General features: G+C 39.2%; 14 protein-coding genes. 7 read left to right on the top strand and 7 right to left on the bottom strand.

Features of this window, described 5'->3' with window-relative positions:
- The first annotated feature begins 126 nt into the window (after positions 1–126).
- A complete protein-coding gene (asnB, locus tag ACN0T8_RS03390; protein WP_417879235.1) occupies positions 127–1,791 on the top strand; it encodes an asparagine synthase B in 1,665 nt (554 codons plus the stop codon).
- Positions 1,792–1,959: 168 nt separating this feature from the next.
- Here asnB and rfaH read toward each other — a convergent pair whose 3' ends face one another.
- Positions 1,960–2,457, bottom strand: coding sequence for a transcription/translation regulatory transformer protein RfaH (rfaH, locus tag ACN0T8_RS03395; RefSeq protein ID WP_417879236.1), 498 nt, complete (start codon positions 2,455–2,457; stop codon positions 1,960–1,962).
- A 372-nt stretch (positions 2,458–2,829) separates the two neighbouring features.
- Between rfaH and ACN0T8_RS03400 the strand changes: the two genes are divergently transcribed.
- A complete protein-coding gene (locus tag ACN0T8_RS03400) occupies positions 2,830–4,329 on the top strand; it encodes a peptide MFS transporter (protein WP_417879237.1) in 1,500 nt (499 codons plus the stop codon).
- Between the two features lie 111 nt (positions 4,330–4,440).
- On the opposite strand, the gene hemH is transcribed toward ACN0T8_RS03400, so the two are convergent.
- From hemH to htpG, 3 genes are all read right to left on the bottom strand, one after another.
- Positions 4,441–5,409: a ferrochelatase gene (gene hemH, locus ACN0T8_RS03405; RefSeq protein WP_417879238.1), complete on the bottom strand. Its 969-nt coding sequence runs from the start codon at positions 5,407–5,409 to the stop codon at positions 4,441–4,443.
- Between the two features lie 138 nt (positions 5,410–5,547).
- Positions 5,548–6,192, bottom strand: coding sequence for an adenylate kinase (gene adk, locus ACN0T8_RS03410; RefSeq protein WP_417879239.1), 645 nt, complete (start codon positions 6,190–6,192; stop codon positions 5,548–5,550).
- Between the two features lie 184 nt (positions 6,193–6,376).
- Positions 6,377–8,302, bottom strand: coding sequence for a molecular chaperone HtpG (gene htpG / locus ACN0T8_RS03415; protein WP_417879240.1), 1,926 nt, complete (start codon positions 8,300–8,302; stop codon positions 6,377–6,379).
- Positions 8,303–8,535: 233 nt separating this feature from the next.
- Here htpG and ACN0T8_RS03420 point away from each other — a divergent pair, with 233 nt between their 5' ends.
- The 5 genes from ACN0T8_RS03420 (at position 8,536) to ACN0T8_RS03440 (ending at position 12,506) form a co-directional block, all read left to right on the top strand.
- Positions 8,536–9,390, top strand: a complete 855-nt coding sequence (locus ACN0T8_RS03420) for a winged helix-turn-helix domain-containing protein (RefSeq protein ID WP_417879241.1) — start codon at positions 8,536–8,538, stop codon at positions 9,388–9,390.
- An 8-nt stretch (positions 9,391–9,398) separates the two neighbouring features.
- Positions 9,399–9,905, top strand: a complete 507-nt coding sequence (locus ACN0T8_RS03425; RefSeq protein ID WP_417879242.1) for a regulatory protein ToxS — start codon at positions 9,399–9,401, stop codon at positions 9,903–9,905.
- Positions 9,906–9,992: 87 nt separating this feature from the next.
- Positions 9,993–10,268: a SelT/SelW/SelH family protein gene (locus tag ACN0T8_RS03430; protein ID WP_417879243.1), complete on the top strand. Its 276-nt coding sequence runs from the start codon at positions 9,993–9,995 to the stop codon at positions 10,266–10,268.
- 137 nt (positions 10,269–10,405) lie between these two features.
- Positions 10,406–11,323, top strand: coding sequence for a TIGR01777 family oxidoreductase (locus ACN0T8_RS03435; protein WP_417879244.1), 918 nt, complete (start codon positions 10,406–10,408; stop codon positions 11,321–11,323).
- Positions 11,324–11,651: 328 nt separating this feature from the next.
- Positions 11,652–12,506, top strand: coding sequence for a co-chaperone YbbN (locus ACN0T8_RS03440; RefSeq protein ID WP_417879245.1), 855 nt, complete (start codon positions 11,652–11,654; stop codon positions 12,504–12,506).
- Positions 12,507–12,556: 50 nt separating this feature from the next.
- Here ACN0T8_RS03440 and cueR read toward each other — a convergent pair whose 3' ends face one another.
- The 3 genes from cueR to ACN0T8_RS03455 all read right to left on the bottom strand — a co-directional run bounded on the left by cueR (position 12,557) and on the right by ACN0T8_RS03455 (position 14,962).
- Positions 12,557–12,952 carry a Cu(I)-responsive transcriptional regulator gene (cueR, locus tag ACN0T8_RS03445; protein ID WP_417879246.1) on the bottom strand — a complete coding sequence of 132 codons (396 nt, stop codon included), beginning with the start codon at positions 12,950–12,952 and terminating at the stop codon, positions 12,557–12,559.
- A gap of 92 nt (positions 12,953–13,044) precedes the next feature.
- On the bottom strand, positions 13,045–13,827 hold the full coding sequence (locus tag ACN0T8_RS03450; protein WP_417879247.1) for a hypothetical protein: 783 nt from the start codon (positions 13,825–13,827) through the stop codon (positions 13,045–13,047).
- A 76-nt stretch (positions 13,828–13,903) separates the two neighbouring features.
- Complete coding sequence (locus ACN0T8_RS03455) at positions 13,904–14,962, bottom strand: porin (RefSeq protein ID WP_417879248.1); 1,059 nt, start codon at positions 14,960–14,962, stop codon at positions 13,904–13,906.
- Positions 14,963–15,122 lie beyond the last annotated feature (160 nt).

A 15,122-nucleotide genomic window follows, 5' to 3' on the forward strand; every position in this document is an offset into this window, starting at 1 on the left:
CTTTTATGTAATTAATTTAATAATGATTGGTTGATTTTTTTGTTGGTCATGGCAAATTGGATTCAACAGATTAAATTAACTCTAATAAACGACTAGAAGTTTAAAACGGATTTTAAGGAAGAGAATATGTGTTCAATATTTGGCATTTTAGATATTAAATCGGATCCCACCCCACTACGCCCATTGGCGCTAGAAATGTCTAAAAAGCTTCGTCACCGAGGTCCAGACTGGTCAGGTATCTACGCTTCAGATAAAGCGATTCTAGCTCACGAGCGTCTATCTATCGTAGGTTTAAACAGCGGCGCACAACCTCTGTATAGCGAAGATAAAAAACACATCTTAGCGGTCAATGGTGAAATTTATAACCATAAAGAAATTCGTGCTCGCTATGCTGACAAATTTAACTTTCAAACCGATTCTGACTGTGAAGTTATCCTAGCGCTATACCAAGAATTAGGTGAAAACTTATTAGAAGAACTAAACGGTATCTTTGCTTTTATCTTATATGATGAAGAAAAAGACAAATACTTAGTTGGTCGTGATCACATCGGTATTATCCCTCTTTATCAAGGTTACGACGAACACGGTAACTACTACGTAGCATCAGAGATGAAAGCACTAGTTCCTGTTTGTAAAACCATCAGTGAATTCCCTCCAGGCAGCTACTACGGTTCTGATGATGCGGAACCTGTCCGCTACTACCAGCGTGATTGGATGGAATATGCAGCCGTACAAGGTAACTTAACGAGCAAAGAAGACTTAACTCAAGCACTAGAAGATGCAGTCAAACGTCAGCTAATGACGGATGTACCATACGGCGTATTACTTTCTGGTGGCCTTGACTCTTCTATTACTTCTGCGGTTGCCAAACGTTTTGCTGCCATGCGTATCGAAGATGACAGTCAATCTCAAGCTTGGTGGCCACAACTGCACTCTTTTGCGATTGGTCTAGAAGGTGCACCTGATTTAAAAGCCGCTCGTGAAGTAGCTGATAAGCTGGGTACTGTTCACCATGAAATGACCTACACGGTTCAAGAAGGTATCGATGCCATTCGTGACGTGATTTATCACATTGAAACTTACGATGTCACTACGATTCGCGCTTCTACCCCAATGTTCCTACTCGCACGTAAAATTAAAGCGATGGGGATTAAAATGGTTCTTTCTGGTGAAGGCGCCGATGAAATCTTTGGTGGTTACTTGTACTTCCACAAAGCACCAAATGCTAAAGAGTTCCATGAAGAAACGGTACGTAAGCTACTTGCTCTTAACATGTTTGACTGTGCCCGTGCTAACAAATCATTAGCGGCTTGGGGGGTTGAAGGACGTGTTCCATTCTTAGACAAAGAGTTTATCGATGTTGCAATGCGCTTGAACCCTGAAGACAAGATGTGCGGTAACGGAAAAATGGAAAAACACGTTTTACGTGAATGTTTTGAGCATTACTTGCCAGAGTCGATCGCATGGCGTCAAAAAGAACAATTCTCAGATGGCGTTGGTTATAACTGGATTGATTCTTTAAAAGCACAAGCAGAAGAGAAAGTAACTGATCAGCAACTAAAGACTGCAGCATTTAAATTCCCATACAACACACCGACAACTAAAGAAGGTTATGTATACCGTGAGATTTTTGCGGAATTATTCCCTCTAGAATCAGCAGCGGAATGTGTACCGGGAGGACCATCTGTAGCCTGTTCATCAGCCACTGCGATCGAATGGGATGAATCATTTAAAAACAACGCAGATCCATCAGGTCGCGCCGTGAAAGCAGTCCATAACGACGCTTATTAATCCCAATCTTTCTTGCCTAAAGGTTTGAATGATAGATCTGAATTCGGCATCCTGAAGCCACTGGGTATATAATAAAAGCCTACCGCACATGAGTGTTGGTAGGCTTTATCAATTACAGAGCTAATCTTAAAAAATCACCTCTAACTATTTGTTGAAATTATTCCGATATTATTTACGCCACTCCACGTCACTATTTTCAACCCTTACTTCAACCTCTTGATTTATCAGTGTTATAAGCAAAATTGATCGTTTTTCACCATCAGGCTCTTGATAAATAGCTTTAAGCCCAGAAAATTGGCCAGATTTTATTTGAATGGTTTCACCTTTTTTAGGTATTTGTTTTTCTAATAATTCTTCTTGATAAATCCGACACTGTAAGTGTTGAATCAAAGACCCTGATACTTTATGTGGTTTACCGCCAAAGCGAACAAAATCCATCACACCTCTGGTTGAACGAATAGTCGTAAAGCTAAGGTGCTCTTCATCTTCTAATGCGATAAATATATAAGAAGGAAACAATGGCTCCATGACTTGTTTCCTTTTTCCTCTTAGGATTTTTTCTATTTCAATTTCAGGGTAATAGCACTCGACGCCTTGGTTTTCCAAATGCATTTTGGCCCTTTTTTGCTCACCACGCTTACAATACAATAAATACCAAGACTTCATATAATCCATACCCTAGAAAATTTTATCTATTCTAACAGTTATCCCTATTAGTAATAAATGATGAAATCTAATCGCAACACATTACAACATTAACTTACACTTTACATTACCGCCAATCTTGCAACCTGGGAGGTTATTTTGTAATCAAACAATAAATAAATGATAATTTGATGGCAAATTAGGATTGTGATTTTGAAATTTGAGCTGTATATATAATGTAACATTAGATTCTGTGATCTAAAGCATAATTAAAACTAATGCTAAATGTAAATCGATATGACAATTTAAAAATCTTATTTATCGGTCACCAGCACAACATTATATGGCAAATATAACCTTCATTATAAAGCCACCACACAAATGGAAACTCACATGACAACACAACAAGTCACTGTTTCAAAGACTAAATCATTTATGACTGTGTCCATGATTGAATTATGGGAACGATTTGGTTACTACGGCATGCAAGCACTAATCGTTTACTTCATGATTCAACGCCTAGGGTTTGAAGATTCACGCGCAAACTTAGTATGGGGTGCTTGTGCCGCATTAATTTATGTTTCACCAGCAATCGGCGGCTGGATTGGCGATAAGATCTTAGGTACTAAACGTACTATGATCATGGGGGCATTTATTCTGGCTCTTGGTTATGCCTTAATGACACTGCCGTCTGAAAATACTTGGGTACTCTTTTTTGCACTAGGTGTTATCGTCGTCGGTAATGGTATGTTTAAACCAAACGCTGGTAACCTTGTACGTAAAATATACGAAGGTGATGATTCTAAAATCGACAGTGCGTTTACTATCTACTACATGGCGGTAAACATTGGTTCAACGATTTCGATGTTATTAACGCCTTGGGTGAAAGACTACGTCAATGACAATTATCACAATGAATTCGGTTGGCATGCAGCATTTGCGGTGTGTTGTGTAGGTTTATTAGTCGGTTTGGCTAACTTCTTCGTAATGCGTAATACTTTAGGCGCTTACGGTTCTGAACCAGATACTAAACCTGTCGATGGTCGTAAACTTACTTTCGTTCTATTGGGGTCGATAGTTGCTGTTGCAATTTCTGCGGTTATTTTAGAATATCAAACTCTTGCTCGTATATTTGTTTACCTTGCGGGTATCGTTGTTTTAGGTATTTTCACTCATCTAATTCGTAGCAGCGAGCAACATGAGCGTGCTGGTCTTATTGCTGCACTCGTTCTGATCATACAAACGGTTTTCTTCTTTATTTTCTACCAACAAATGTCTACGTCATTGGCTCTATTTGCACTACGTAACGTTGATCTGAACTTCACTGTTTTTGGTAGCCATCTATTAACTTGGTCTCCAGCACAGTTCCAGGCATTGAACCCTATTTGGATCATGCTACTCAGTCCTATTCTTGCTTTGATTTATTCAAAAGCTGGCGCAAAAAATAAGGACCTTTCTATTGCTGCGAAATTTGCTCTAGGTTTTGCTGTCGTAGCAGTTGGCTTCTTTGTTTATGGCTTTGCAGGTAACTTTGCAGTAAACGGTAAAACAACGTCTTGGGTGATGATTATCGGCTACGGTGCATACTCTCTAGGTGAATTATTAGTAAGTGGCCTGGGCCTTGCGATGATTGCTCGTTATGCTCCTGAGCGTATGGGGGGCTTTATGATGGGGGCTTATTATGTTGCTTGTGGTATTTCTCAATACTTAGGTGGTGTTGTGGCTAACTTTGCTAGCATTCCAAAAGGTATGACTGAACCATTAGAAACATTGGCTATCTATACGACCCTATTCAACAAACTAGGTATGGCTGCAGTAGTTTGTACTTTTATGGCATTAGCTGTTCTACCGTTAATGCGCCGCCTTGATAAAAAACACCAAGGTATTCAGTAATTAACTACCGACCATAGTTACTAACTGAATCCTCAACGTGTAAAAAATACCGCACAATTCAACTGAACTGTGCGGTATTTTTATGTTAGATAGCCAGATAAATTCAATACATTATTGCGTAGAACGAATCAAGTCAGCCATCATTTCAATATGCTCATCCGAGTCGTTTAAACATTCAATATAACGGTAGGCTTGCCCACCAGCTCCTTGATAGATGTCTTTACATTCAATGGCAATTTCTTCCAAGGTTTCGATGCAATCACAAGCAAAGGCCGGTGAAATAACATCTAAGGTGGCAAGTTTCTTATCCGCTAAATTTTCGAGCGTTTTATCGGTATAAGGTTGTAGCCACTCTTCTTTACCAAAGCGGGATTGGTAACTCATGCCTATTTGCTGTTGCGATAAGCCAAGCTCAAGACGCAACAACTCTGTGGTTGTTTCACAGTGCTTCGGATAAACATCACCTTGATTGGCAAGACGCTGTGGGATCCCATGATATGAACACAGTAGATAGTCACCTTGCCCATGCTGCTGCCAGTAATCGCGAATCTTACTTGCCAGCGCTTTAATGTATAAAGGGTGCTGATGATAATCACGAATTAAGTGATAACCCGGCAAGGCAATCATTTTACTCAAACTACGTGATAGCGCATCGGATACCGCCGCGGTGGTGGTACTCGAATACTGAGGATATAAAGGCAGTACGGTAATCGTATCGCAGCCCTGCTCAATCAGCTTATTAATGCCACTTTCAATACTAGGGTTACCATAAGTCATCCCTAGCTCTACCGGGAGTGTGAGCCTCTGTGCAAGCTTTTCGGCTTGGCGCTTTGAATACACCATTAAAGGTGAACCTTCATCCATCCAAACTTGTTGGTAAATCTTAGCTACTTTGGGTGAGCGCAACGGTAAAATCACGCCATTAAGTAAAGGCCACCAAAGTAACTTCGGGATGCTCACAACGCGTTTATCACTCAAGAAAGGTTTTAAAAAGTCTTTAACCCCTTTAGCGGATGGGGATTCTGGCGTTCCAAGGTTGACTAATAAAATGCCTGTTTGGCTTGCGACTGATTTGCCCATCCTCGACCTCTACAAAAAGATATAAAAAAAGCGACATTACGAATAATGTCGCTCAATATAACAAAAATCTTACTTAGTCACTTATCTATTTTGCCTATCAAATCAATCGTAAAATAGACACTACAGTGAGACTAAAAATTAAGATAATGCTTTTTCGATGTCAGCACTTACTTCTGAAACCTGCTTAGTACCATCAAATTTCAAATATTGAGTGTGACCCGCTTCTGCTTCTTTATTGTAGTAAGCGATAAGAGGAGCCGTTTGCTCATGGTAAACACCTAGGCGAGCACGTACTGTCTCTTCTTTATCATCATCACGTACTACTAGATCTTCACCTGTTACGTCATCTTTACCTTCCACTTTAGGTGGGTTGTAAGTCACGTGGTAAGTACGGCCTGATGCTAGGTGAGCACGACGGCCTGCCATACGTTCAACAATCACGCTGTCAGCAACGTCAAATTCGATCACATAATCCACTTCAACACCAAGTTCTTTCAAGCCATCTGCTTGAGGGATAGTGCGTGGGAAACCATCAAGTAAGAAACCTTTTTCACAATCCGCTTGTGCAATGCGCTCTTTGATAAGACCAAGAATAATGTCATCAGAAACGAGTTGACCCGCATCAATAACCGCTTTCGCTTGCTTGCCCATTTCAGTGCCTGCTTTAATTGCAGCACGTAACATGTCACCAGTTGAAATTTGTGGAATACCAAACTTGTCCATGATGAATTGAGCTTGAGTACCTTTACCAGCACCCGGAGCACCTAAAAGAATGATGCGCATGTATATTCCTCTTATTTAAAATTTTTATACCGAAGCTCACTGTAATGAATGTAAAACAATGGAGACACTGCGGTAAGTTTCGGTATAAGGATGAAGTCAGCATATCCCTGTTGTATCAAAAAATACTGACCTATTACAAAACTAGGGCCAGAATTTTACCACAAATTCCAGCCCCATTTCATTTTTACTTAGTAAGAAGTGCGTTGATTGCACCAACAAAGTGACTTGGATCTTCCATTGCGCCGCGTTCTGCAAGCATAGCTTGGCCAAGTAACACTTCAACCCAACGGCCAAAGGCTTCTTCATCTGCTTCATCTGCCATACGTTTCACTAACGCATGATTAGGGTTTAGCTCGAAGATATACTTCACTTCAGGCACTTCTTGTCCAGCTGCCGCTAACAGTTTTGCCATCTGTGTACCCATTTCATAATCATCAGTCACTACAACCGCAGGCGTACTCGCAAGCTTGAAGGTCGTGCGAACTTCTTTTACTCGGTCACCCAAATAATTTTTAGTACGCTCAACAACCGATTTAAACTCTTCTTCCTTTTCTTTCTGCTGCTCTTTTTCGGCTTCATCTTCAAATTTAGACAGATCTAAACCCGCTTTAGTGATTGCTTGGAATTGTTTGCCATCGAACTCAGTTAAGTAATTCATTAACCATTCATCAATACGGTCAAACATAAGAATCACTTCCAGACCTTTCGCTTTAAATTGCTCTAGGTGTGGGCTATTTTTTGCCGCAGCGTAGCTATCAGCCGTTAGATAATAAATTTTATCTTGACCTTCTTTCATACGCTCAACATAAGAAGCTAAAGATATGGTTTGCTCTGAATTATCAACATGAGTCGAGGCAAAGCGCATTAAACCAGCAATTTTCTCTTTATTTGAGAAATCTTCTGCCGGGCCTTCTTTTAGAACAAGACCAAACTCTTTCCAAAAGCTTTGGTATTTTTCTTCATCACGGTTGGCCATTTTTTCCAACATGCCAAGAACACGTTTAGTGCACGCACTTCTTAACGATTGAGTGATCTTGTTATCCTGCAAAATTTCACGAGATACATTTAATGGCAGATCGTTAGAATCAATTAAGCCTTTTACAAAACGTAAGTAAGAAGGCATAAACTGCTCAGCATCGTCCATAATAAAGACGCGTTGTACATACAGTTTCAAGCCGGCTTGATGATCTCGATTCATCATATCCCAAGGTGCTTTCGATGGGATATATAACAAGCTAGTATAATCGTTCTTACCTTCAACCTTGTTATGGCTCCAGGTCAATGGATCGGCAAAGTCATGCGAAACATGCTTATAGAACTCAATATACTCTTCATCATTGATCTCGCTTTTCGCGCGCGTCCATAATGCTTGAGCTTTGTTGATTTGCTCCCAAGACGCTTCTTTTTTAGTGACTTTAGTGCCATCTTCATTTTCTTCGCCAGTTTCAACATCTTTTTCTGTCCAAATGGATACTGGAATACCAATATGGTCAGAGTACTTACCAATCACATCACGCAGACGATATTCATTTAAGAATTCTTTACCTTCTTCACGCATGTGCAAAATAATATCAGTACCACGTGCTTCTTTGGTGATGTCTTCAATTGTGTAATCGCCTTCTCCCGCAGAATGCCACTGCACTGCTTTATCTGCAGGTAGACCTGCCGCGCGCGTGCGAACCGTTACCGCATCCGCCACAATGAAAGCCGAATAGAAGCCAACACCAAATTGACCAATGAGTTGTGAATCTTTACTTTGGTCTTCTGATAATTTAGAAAAGAAATCTGCCGTACCTGATTTCGCAATCGTTCCTAGGTGTTCAATGACATCTTCACGTGACATACCAATACCATTATCAGAAATAGTCAGCGTATTGGTTTCACTATTGAAAGAGAGTTTAACACCTAGATCGGCATCACCTTGGTACAAATCTGCATTTGATAATGCTTGAAAACGTAACTTATCAGCTGCATCAGAGGCATTAGAGATTAGCTCTCGCAAGAAGATTTCTTTATTAGAATACAGAGAGTGAATCATCAAATGCAGTAGTTGTTTTACTTCTGATTGAAATCCACGTGTTTCTTTATTTGTTGTCATTGTATCGCTCATTAGAACTCCACTCTTGTTTGTACAGATGGTATTACAAAGCTGTTTGTTAAAAACTTACTCTACAAATTTGGGCAGGCGAATATAAATTCAAGGTGAAAATTCATCAAAACCGTGTTTTTCTTATCACTTTTCATTATCATGAAGGTGAAAAACATCACAAAATCTAAATTTCGCTAATTTTTAGCTATGCGAAAAATCGATTTCAACCAATTTTTGCTACTGAGAACACCTAAATGACCAATATAGGCACTAAATATATTCTTGCCCAAAAGTTCATATTCGATCCTTATAGCAACACGCTAAGTGATCTAAATGATGACAACAATATCGTACGTTTAGGAAGTAATGAAAGCCGCATACTTTTAATCTTAATTGAAAACTCAAATCAAGTAGTGAGTCGTGATCAACTACACGAGTATGTATGGCGAGACCAAGGATTTCAGGTCGACGATTCAAGCCTTACTCAAGCAATTTCTACGCTTAGAAAAATGCTACAAGATTCAACGAAATCTCCTCAATTTGTGAAAACGGTACCAAAACGAGGTTATCAATTGATTTCTTCGGTCGATATTGCCACCCAATCACAAGCACATGAAGTAGCCGATAAAGTTGAAGCTCTGAATTTGAAAGATGACTCAACGACTACTCATAATAAAGAAGAAGTAAAACAAACGGTTCAATCAAGTCAAAGTACTACTGCAAGTGCGAAAGTAACATCACCGAAAACAGATACAACGTTCCCAGCTTGGCTTTATTTAGTTTGGGCTCTCATCGTTCTATTACCACTTTTAGCGTGGGTGAGTGAAATTCCTAATAGCAATGAGTTGACTAAAATTGAAATGGAAAGTGATATTCCGCTTTTTGTGCCGACAAACCAGCCACAAATCGATCAATGGTTACCGATTATAGAAAAATGTACCAAGGCTTATCAAAAACGTGTTCCGACTCCTCTCTCTCGAGTGATCGCAACCGGTGGTGAAAGTGAACATATTGCTTTGAATTATATCTATCCACTCAACGCTACCGAACAAAATAAAACCATCGTATTGTTTGTTAACCAAACGAATTTTGAATCCCTTTGTCAATAGAGGCGACCATGAAAAAAACAATATCGATTATCGCACTTGTTGTAGCTCTAATAGGTTCATGGAACTATTGGCAGGGTGATATCAAATTAAAACAAGAGCTGACCTCAAGAGAATGGCAATCCAAAACGATTGCTTATATGAACTTTTGGGACCAAAAAGTTCAGCACTTAGATAAGGCAAGTATTTCATCAACTGTTAAGTATCTGCCAAACCAGACATATATCAAAAACTCGACGCTAGTTTTTACTAGTAAAGATATCGAGCAGCCAGTAGAAATCATCATTTCAGAATCTGGTAGCTGGGAACTTAGCGACCATTACTTAATAATTAATGAGAGCGAGTTTAAAGATATTTCGACCACTCCGATCACTCAAATCACACCAAAGCAAGTCGAAAAACTGAAAACGCTATTTAAGATTAATGCTCAGCAAAGCCGAAAAATCGATGTGGTCAATAAACGCACTTTATTGCTCACCAGCTTAGCGCACGGCTCAACCGTTTTATTCTCTCAATAAAATTTCCTACGAATAGCACAAGGGCAAGTTAAGTGTTGCCCTTTTTTTACCTAACTTTTCTGATCCAACATTAGATTGGAGTTCTATATGAAAGCTAAAATTGAAATCTTTTACTGTCGCCAATGCAATTGGATGCTGCGTGCTTCGTGGTTAAGCCAAGAACTACTTCATACTTTTAGCGAAGAAATAGAAAGTGTTGCTTTACATCCAGATAGTGGTGGTCGATTTGAGATTGTCTGCAATGACCAAGTTATTTGGGAAAGAAAAGCAGATCATGGATTTCCCGAAGCAAAAGTTCTCAAACAACGAGTTCGTGACATTATCGCTCCAGATAGAGCCCTAGGGCATAATGATAATAAATAGTTGATTAAAATTTACTGCTTGAAAACTCACACTATTACAATTACCACGAACGGCCATAATATGGGATTTATACTAACAGCTCTAAATCCTGCATCTTGAAGTCACTTAGGTATAATGGTGACAAACAAGGAGAAGTTATGCATATATTAATCACTGGAGGAACAGGGTTTATCGGCTGTGAGTTAATTAAACATCTCACAGGCCATCAAATTACTGTACTGACACGCTCACAAAAAAAAGCCAAATCAGCCTTACGACATGCTGACTTTTCAAACATTGACTATATCAATAAATTATCTAGCTTCTCAGATCTTAATCATATAGATATCGTGATCAATCTTGCCGGTGAGCCGATTGCTACAAAGCGCTGGTCATCTACTCAAAAACAAAAAATATGTCACAGCCGCTGGAATACAACACAGCAACTTGTTGATCTCATCAAAAAAAGTAACTCGCCACCAAAATGTTTCATTAGTGGCTCAGCAGTCGGTATCTATGGTGATAAAAGTCAGCAGCATGTGTATGAGAATACTCCTCTTGCTAAAGGTGGTTTCCCTTTCAAAGTTTGTCAACAATGGGAGTCTATTGCACTACAGGCACAAAGCGATAAAACACGAGTATGCTTATTAAGAACAGGCATAGTACTCGGTACTGAAGGTGGCGCTTTGGCCGCTATGCTACCACCATTCAAGCTTGGTGTTGGCGGTAAAATGGGGAATGGTGAGCAATATATACCATGGATACACTTGCAAGATGCAGCCCGCGCAATTGCATACTTAACCAATCATCATAAAGCGAATGGCATTTTCAACCTAAGTGCGCCTCACCCTGTTACCAATCTCGTATTTAGTAATAGCTTAGCAAAAATATTAAAACGTCCAGCCATAATAACAACGCCTCAATGGGTAATGAAATTCATCATGGGTGAATCATCACAATTACTCTTTGAGAGTGTGCGAGCTAAACCAAAACACCTAACGGAACTTGGTTTTATATTCACTTTCTCTCACTTCGAGTCCGCACTAAAGCAAATTTTGCATGCTCGAGAAAACTAATCTAACAAATTTAATCCCTTCAATAATTGTATGTCATTAAACCTTAATATTTATGTGTCATTATTCAAAAATAGAGAGGCGTATCATGGAGTAGTTTAATGACCCTCAACCAGCTTAACTGGCTGTGTATAGCCATTGTATGTACTATTTTTTTGATGTTCTAATGACAGAAAAATTTTTCGAGTATTAATTTAAAACTCAAACAAGCAGCTTTCACCTTTATCTTATTATCTTACTACCTTGAATTATCACGCTCGTGACCTCATTGTTATATAAATGATTTAGGTCCCCGAACCTACTCCCCCCAAGTGACTTCAAGGATATTGAGATGCAGCCAGAATTCATCATTGAACTTAATGAACAAAATTTCCGCTCAACGATAGAACTTTCGCAACAACAACCGGTTCTTATCCAGTTTTGGGCACCATCTGTGGCTGAAAGCACTACTGTTATCAACGAATTACAAACACTAGCCAATCAATATCAAGGTGCATTTACTCTCGCTTTTCTTAACTGTGAAACAGAGCCCAATTTAGCCTCTCAATTTGGGGTTCAATCTCTCCCAACGATTGCTTTGTTTTCTAATGGCCAAGCAGTCGATGGCATGGCTGGGCCTCAAAATATTGAAACCATCACAACTATGTTGGTGAAACACCTTCCAAGCCCGGAAGATTTGACTCTTAAAACGGCCATTGAAGCAATGGAAAATAACCAACATCAAGAGGCCTTAACCTCACTACAAGCATTACCGGAAAACTACACTTCACGTGGTGATATCAAGCTCGCGATTGCCGACTGTTTATTAGAGACACAACAGTTTGATCTTGCTAAAACACAATTAGCCAATATTCCACTTGAATATCAAGATAATTATTACAAAGGCTTGGTGGCAAAATTAGAGTTACATGAACAAGCGGCAGACAGCCCCGAAATTCAAGCGCTAGAGTCACAATTTGCAGAAGAACCGATGAATCTAACATGCCTATGTGATTTAGCACTACAATATCATCAGGTTGCACGAGATGAAGAAGCGCTGCAATTATTGATGGGGGTTTTGAAGAAGGATCTCCATGCTCATGATGGAGAAGTTAAAAAGGTGTGCATGGATATTTTATCTGCACTAGGACAAGGAAATGCACTCGCTTCTAAATACCGTAGACAACTTTATTCACTGCTATACTAGGCGTGGCATGTCACGTATTATCAAAGACTATACTTTAGACTAAAGCAAGATTATTTCTGGTTGCCTTTCAAGTTATCAATAATTGGGCAATCAGGATTATCATCTCCCGGGCAATCATCGATCCACTGAGTCAACTGCTTCTCGATCTGTTGCAATTGCGATAATTTTTCTCTTACCTCAATCAGCTTTTGCTTAGCCGTTTCTTTTACATCACAACTATGACGAATAGGATCATTCGCCAGTTCAACTAAGCTTCTACACTCATCTAAGCTAAACCCAACCATTCGTGAGCGCGCGACTAATTTAAGCTGTTCAACAATTTCCTCAGTATAATATCGATAACCATTTTCAGCCCGCAATGGTAAGTTAATCACATTTTTAGATTCATAAAAACGAATAGACTTTGCCGACAACCCAGTTAATTTTGCTACTTGGCTAATGTTCATGATTACCCTCCAAAATAAAATCGATCATAAACAAAAGGTTCATAATCGATTCAAAGTATACAATGTAGAGCTAATGAATTAACGTAAGAATATTACTCAACTTTCAGTAACCAAGTGAGAATTTTACTTCTTTGCTCTTCAGATGCCTTCTTATACCAGTAGGCCAACATTTCACTTGGCTTACCCATTGTTTTTAGGTCTGAAGAAACTTGTTTTCGATTTTGAAAAGCCCAAGATGAGAAGGCTTCTTTTTCTGCTTGCTCAGCTTCTTGATACCAGTATTCAACCATTTCTTGTGGTTTACTGATTTCAGATTTAGGTGTTACAACTTGAAGAGTCGAATTACTGTATTCTGCCCCTTCATTAAAAATAGCTTGGATATAACCGGCTGGTATTTTGTAGTCAACGACTGAAGAATCATTTGATGTTGCTATTTGATATTCAAGACCTTCTACCTTAGCTTTCTCTAAAGTCACCATATCAATAGGAAATGTCACATACTGCGTTGTTGTACAATTATCATTACAAGTTTCGCTAGTAACTTTATAAGCCTTGAGTGGTACACTTTTTCCACGGTAACGAGCTTCTTCATAAAGATTATATGTTTTAAAGTATGTCATACTCATCGCTACATATGACGATTCGATATTGGTTGCACCATGCTTGGGAAAAATAGCGGTAATATTCGCGGCACTATTTAATATCTGACTGTTATTAACTAATATATCACTTGTTGTAAAAGCTTTTCCTTTAATTTCAGTAAAATTCGAGCGTTCTTTCACTGATTGAATCGCATCGGAATAGTCACCATCATCTGCAAAGTTTGCACATGATGCTAAAAATAACGTGGACAACACCAAACATATCTTTTTCATAAATTCACCTACGCTATAAAAAGAAACGCTGGCCTAAGCCAGCGTCAGGTTCACGTATTATACCGATAAAAAAGGATTAAAAACCGTATTCAATCCCAACACGTGTCACAAGATCTGTATCATTCGTTGTAGCATCTTGGTGCGTTTTACGACCTGCAACGCGAATATAAGGAACAAACCCATTAATAGTCATCATTAACTGACCAGAAATAGTGCTTGCGTCATCATCTTGCTCAATACCACCTTTATCTGAATCTAGGTTCGCAGCATAGCCTAACTTAAAGCCAATATTGTCGTACCAGTACTGGCCAATAATCGAGTAAGAGTCTTGAGATAGATCATCAGCACTATTTGCAGCATTGACTTCTTCATGCTTAAACGCAGCAGAAAGACCAAAACCCGCCGGAAGTGCTAGGTCAAAACCAGCGATGTAAGCAAAGTTATCATTGCCTTCTACGCCTTTAAAGTTATTACCAGCTTCAACCGCTCCTAATAATGTTAATTTATTTATTGTGTATCTAGCGTTCAGACCACCAAAATAAGAATCACGTGTAGCTTGTCCCCCCCCAAAGTCTCCAGAATCTCGACCTACAGAGGCAGCAAAAGTAAAGCCCCCATAATTCAATGAATCATATCGAATTTGGTTAGATTGACGATCATAAGTCCCTTGAACACCGCCCCAATCAAATACACTACCTAAGCCAGGATTAGAGAAAGGCCAGTCAACAATTTCATACATTGGTGTCAACATACGACCAAATCGAACTTTACCCCAGCTATCACCTTGTAGACCAACAAATGTATCACGGAAACCAAGAACACCACCTGGATTACCACCTTGGCCCCAATCAGTATTATCAACATAACCTGATTCGATTTGCATAAAGACATTTAAACCATCAACAATATCTTTACCTGCTCGGAAACCAATACGTGATTCATTTTCAATTACAGATCCCGTGCTATCACTACGCTTATCTGTAACGTTGTAATTCACAACAGAAATAGCGGCTACGCCGTATGCTTCAACAGTAAAATCGGAGTTAATACCAATTTCAGCTGCGTTAGCTGTACTAGCAAATGCTGCAGCTGAAACTATAGCGCCGAGTAAAGTACGTTTAAAAATTTTTTCCATGGAAAAGCTCCTAAAAAATGGACATAGCTGTTTTTATTTAACCTTGAAGCTTTAAGTGGCCGCCGAAAGCAACAAGGTATCCTTCCTATTAATTTGCTTAGTAAACTAACTAAACAAAAATTTTATGTTTTTAATGTTCGCACACAATGTGTGTCCACGT

The sequence above is a fragment of the Vibrio sp. genome (assembly GCF_048266485.1).
GTDB lineage: Bacteria > Pseudomonadota > Gammaproteobacteria > Enterobacterales > Vibrionaceae > Vibrio.

Coding starts and splice junctions, on each gene's coding strand:
- ACN0T8_RS03435 (WP_417879244.1), top strand. CDS start 10,406: ATGCATATATTAATCACTGGAGGAACAGGGTTTATCGGCTGTGAGTTA.
- ACN0T8_RS03425 (WP_417879242.1), top strand. CDS start 9,399: ATGAAAAAAACAATATCGATTATCGCACTTGTTGTAGCTCTAATAGGT.
- hemH (WP_417879238.1), bottom strand. CDS start 5,409: ATGGGCAAATCAGTCGCAAGCCAAACAGGCATTTTATTAGTCAACCTT.
- ACN0T8_RS03400 (WP_417879237.1), top strand. CDS start 2,830: ATGACAACACAACAAGTCACTGTTTCAAAGACTAAATCATTTATGACT.
- ACN0T8_RS03430 (WP_417879243.1), top strand. CDS start 9,993: ATGAAAGCTAAAATTGAAATCTTTTACTGTCGCCAATGCAATTGGATG.
- ACN0T8_RS03440 (WP_417879245.1), top strand. CDS start 11,652: ATGCAGCCAGAATTCATCATTGAACTTAATGAACAAAATTTCCGCTCA.
- adk (WP_417879239.1), bottom strand. CDS start 6,192: ATGCGCATCATTCTTTTAGGTGCTCCGGGTGCTGGTAAAGGTACTCAA.
- ACN0T8_RS03450 (WP_417879247.1), bottom strand. CDS start 13,827: ATGAAAAAGATATGTTTGGTGTTGTCCACGTTATTTTTAGCATCATGT.
- rfaH (WP_417879236.1), bottom strand. CDS start 2,457: ATGAAGTCTTGGTATTTATTGTATTGTAAGCGTGGTGAGCAAAAAAGG.
- ACN0T8_RS03420 (WP_417879241.1), top strand. CDS start 8,536: ATGACCAATATAGGCACTAAATATATTCTTGCCCAAAAGTTCATATTC.
- ACN0T8_RS03455 (WP_417879248.1), bottom strand. CDS start 14,962: ATGGAAAAAATTTTTAAACGTACTTTACTCGGCGCTATAGTTTCAGCT.
- asnB (WP_417879235.1), top strand. CDS start 127: ATGTGTTCAATATTTGGCATTTTAGATATTAAATCGGATCCCACCCCA.
- cueR (WP_417879246.1), bottom strand. CDS start 12,952: ATGAACATTAGCCAAGTAGCAAAATTAACTGGGTTGTCGGCAAAGTCT.
- htpG (WP_417879240.1), bottom strand. CDS start 8,302: ATGAGCGATACAATGACAACAAATAAAGAAACACGTGGATTTCAATCA.